The organism is Variovorax sp. OV329, assembly GCF_900114785.1.
Classification (GTDB): domain Bacteria; phylum Pseudomonadota; class Gammaproteobacteria; order Burkholderiales; family Burkholderiaceae_C; genus Variovorax.
On the sequence record NZ_FOUG01000045.1, the window covers coordinates 1 to 4148 of the forward strand.

The window sequence follows — 4148 nt, forward strand, 5'->3', positions numbered from 1 at the left end:
TCCGCAAGTACAACGAGCAACCCAAACCCGTGAAGTGGAAGTACTTCGACCCGACACGGCGAATTACTCCCGATTCAATCGTTACAGCCCACTAGTATTCGTTTTTCCCAGTTTTGACGAGGGGCTCGAAGAACACGACGCGGTGACACAAGCGGGTTTGGCCAACCTCACGTACAAGGTCTTTGCCCCGGCGTGTGCCGGCACGGTCGAATCCTACGAAGAGGTGGAGGAGTATGCGAAGAATCAGCCGGACGCCTTCCTGCAAGAGGTGATGAAGGCGCGGCTGTTTGTTCCACAGGGAGGTGACGTCAACAGGACGTATTCCTGGCAGGACGCGGTGAAGCTCCAGCTTGAAGAGCTCCACGGAAGCGTGAGCGAGGCGTACTTCGAGACGATGGCCGCAATGCCTCCGGAACAGGTGGTCCTGATTAACACGATGCAGCGTCTGCGTGGGCAATACCATCTCCTGGAGAACTCGGACGAGCTTCAGGCGCAGCCGCTTGTGACGCTTCCGGTGCATTGGCACTACTACCAGCTTTGCGCGACCGCAGAGGCCAGAGCCTTGGTCAGGCAGCAGGTTCTATCGGACCAGGCGTTTCAGACGCTACAGGCGCTCCAGGACGATAGCCTCAGCTGGCTTGGAAACATTCCCATTGGCGGGCTCTTGGAGCTCAGGCAGAACCAGGAGCACATGGCGTTTCGAGAAGAACTCAAGAAGGTCACCGCGCAGCTGATGTCAGCGGGTCCGGCAGACCTCGACCAGGTAGTCCGCGAGGTCAACCATGGCCTCAAGGTGTTGGTCGACCGACAGAAGATGGCTATCCGCGACATTGAGGACAGATACAGGCCCAAAAACTGGGCTACCAACCTTGGTATTGGCGCGGGAGCCCTTACCGGAGCCGCAATGGTCTTCATGCCGTTCCTGGCAGCTGCACTCGGACCGGTTGCGCCGGCGGCGCCGTTCTTGGCAGCGTTGGGTGCCGGCGGCCTGGGTCGGGCCAAGGACAAGGCAGGGGAGCTTGCCGAGAAAGGCCGCGCGAAGCGAGCGCTTCTCGGCATGCTGGCAACGGCCTACCACGCGAAGCCGACTGGCAGCTAAGCGAAAGTGCGACCTTGACAGGCCCCACACAAGACTGGCTAGAGGCGCCGATGGAAGTGGTTCAACACTGACGTTACGATGCGTGGCGAGCGCTCCGCTCCGGGCCCGTGGACGCCGGTGTGCGTGCGGCAGACTCCGGCCACCAACGGACGTTCGACTCCGGCACCCAGTTGCCCGAATCCGACTGACAACTGCAGCCGATGGCTCGACCTTCAAGAGGCGTTTCGACGTAGTGCCTTGTAAATTGCGTCCAGCAACTGGTTCTCGGGATAGGGCTTCTGCAAGAAGTCTACGGCGCAAACTCTGATGACCTCGACCAGCTGTTGGAGTGTCGAAGTTTTGATGAGGACCAGCGCCGCCGGCTGCAAGGGGGCGCGCTGAATGTCCGCTGCGCGGCCACCCCTTCCAAAGATTGCCTCGGTAGGTAAGGGGCGGACGTTGCCATTCGAATTGAGTTTCATTCTCAATACCTCTGTTCCCCCTCCTGTCTGCCGGCTCACGGTCGCGCGATTGGCTCTGTGTGCCCTAATATGGCTACAGGATGAAACCGACCAAAACCAATTTCCCCCTGGGTCTACCGGTCGAGGTTGCAAGCGACCCCTCCTTCTCCTTGCTTCAGGTTGTTGAAGCCGAGGACGGGCGGATATTTCGACGCCTTGTCGAAACGGTTCTGGACTACGCCATCTTCCTCCTGACGCCCGACGGGCGTGTCGCGTCATGGAACGCCGGCGCGGAGCGCATCAAGGGATACCAGGCCCACGAAATCGTCGGGAGGCACTTCTCGGTGTTTTATCCACCCGAAGCGCTCGCTCGAAACTGGCCGGCCGAAGAGCTGCGCCGCGCCGTGCTGGATGGCAGGCTCGAGGACGAAGGCTGGCGAGTGCGCAAAGACGGCTCTCAGTTCTGGGCCAATGTGGTCATCACGCCGGTGCTTGGGCCCAACGGCGCACTGCTTGGCTTTTCCAAGGTCACGCGCGACCTGACGGAGCGCCGCCGCGCTGAGGAACGCGTACGTGACAGCGAACGCGCGCTTCGGCTTTTGGTGAATTCGGCTCAAGACTACGCCATCTTCATGCTTGACCCCCAAGGTCGAATCACCAGTTGGAATTTGGGCGCCGAACGCATCAACGGTTACACCGCGTCGGAGGCTATCGGACGTCACTTCTCAATGTTCTATGAGCCGGAGGCGCTGGCCGCAGGCTGGCCGCAGGAAGAACTCCGACGAGCGGCCGCTATCGGCAGCTTTGAAGATGAAGGCTGGCGGCTCAGAAAGGACGGCAAGCGCATCTGGGCGAACGTTGTCATCACTGCCTTGCGAGGGCAGGCCGGCGAATTGCTCGGCTTTTCGAAGGTTACGCGAGACCTGACGGAGCGCAAGGCGCACGAAGAGGCCTTGCGCGAAAGAGAGGAGAGCCTGCGTCTGTTGGTTGATGGTGTCAGAGACCATGCAATGTTCTTCTTGGATGCAGATGGCCGCATTCAGACTTGGAATCTGGGAGCCCAGCGGGTATTTGGATATGCGGCCGAGCAGGTGATGGGCCAAGATGTTTCCATGTTCTATTCCGCTCAGGACCGCTTTGAAGGCAAGAGCGCAGCCGAGCTTTCGGCGGCACTTCTCGCTGGGACGACGACCATTGTTGGTACACGATGCAGAGCGGATGGCTCGCCGTTTTGGGCAGAGATAACCACGACGTCAATTCACGACGGCAACAACAACTGCAAGGGCTTCATCCGAATCGTTCGCGATACGACCGCAACCAAGCGTGCGGAAGCTCTCGAGTTCGAAAGCAAGAGGATTTCGGAGTTCATTGCCGTTCTTTCTCATGAGCTTCGCAATCCTTTGGCCGCCATCAAGAACGCTGTTGAACTGCTGCGGCGGCCTGTGGGCAAACCAGATGCCGCACGGTACGTCGATATGGTCGGCCGCCAAGTCGCCCACATGGCGCGACTGATAGATGACCTTCTCGACGTCAACCGAGTGATGCGAGGAAAAGTTCGGCTTGAACTGGAAGTCCACGAACTCGATGAACTGGTCAGCACGGCTGTCGAGTCCGTCAAGGCAGTTGTCGCTGCGCACAACCACACTTTGCATGTGCGTAGTGCGGGTGACAGAAGACGCGTCCGTGCGGATGCCACCAGGATGACCCAGGTCATCGTCAATCTGTTGACCAACGCCGTCAAATACACACCCGAAGGCGGACACATCGAAGTGATAGTTACAGATGACGGTGAAGTCGCCCATCTTGAAGTCAAGGACAACGGCCTTGGAATGACGGACGTTTTGCTTCAGAGAGCCTTTGAGCCTTTCGTCCAGGGAGCTTCAGCTGCAAACGCAGAGGGTGGCCTGGGTATTGGCCTCGCACTGGTGAAAAGCATCGTCGAACAGCACGGCGGCCACGTGGCGGCATTGAGCGCCGGCCTAGGCCAAGGCACCGCTTTTACTGTATCCCTACCATTGGCCAAGGAGCCTGAGGTGGACAAGGGCTCCCATCCGGTCGTTCACGGAAGGCCCGCGCCCTGACTTAGGGCGAAGTCGACACCTGCGGAGTAGTCGGGCGTAGGCGACAGACCTCACAATGAGACCACCCGGTACATGTGCGTGAAGCAGCTCAGCGATGGGCGTGCGGTAGGCGTTCGCCCCTGCCGGCACCGGGGCAATCCATTTGTCATGTCCGCCTGTCTTTTGTCCAACAAGTCCTGGGGCGCGACGCCGCATGCTGCTTGAAGGCCCGCTTTCGCGAAACAGCTACTTCCGCTTTGGGCCCGAACTCCCATTTCGATGGCGAACAGAGCGGACGTTCGATCCATCGAAGGCGCGATCGCCACAGGGCAAGCAAGGGCCTACGGCTGCAATGCCTTGACACCGGTCATCGAAGGTGAGATCTGCCTGGCACGTGGATGACCGGAATCGACCTCACAGCGTGAATTCGTCGAGCGGTCGCGTAGGTCAGGAATCGTTTAGGTTTGTCCGACATCTGCCCGGCCTGCAAGACGAGCCTGCGCATAACACCGACCTGAGGGCAGGTGTTGGACAAGCCTCGAGGGAGGA

2 protein-coding genes and 1 pseudogene are annotated in these 4148 nt (G+C 59.6%); 2 read left to right on the forward strand and 1 reads right to left on the reverse strand.

The features are described from left to right. Positions 1-1099, forward strand: a pseudogene (locus BM345_RS29395) (hypothetical protein); the annotation flags it as partial. A 212-nt stretch (positions 1100-1311) separates the two neighbouring features. Here the strand turns inward: BM345_RS29395 and BM345_RS29400 are convergent. Then, on the reverse strand, positions 1312-1560 hold the full coding sequence (locus tag BM345_RS29400) for a response regulator (protein ID WP_093387362.1): 249 nt from the start codon (positions 1558-1560) through the stop codon (positions 1312-1314). Between the two features lie 80 nt (positions 1561-1640). Between BM345_RS29400 and BM345_RS29405 the strand changes: the two genes are divergently transcribed. Beyond that, complete coding sequence (locus tag BM345_RS29405) at positions 1641-3620, forward strand: sensor histidine kinase (protein ID WP_093387364.1); 1980 nt, start codon at positions 1641-1643, stop codon at positions 3618-3620. Positions 3621-4148 lie beyond the last annotated feature (528 nt).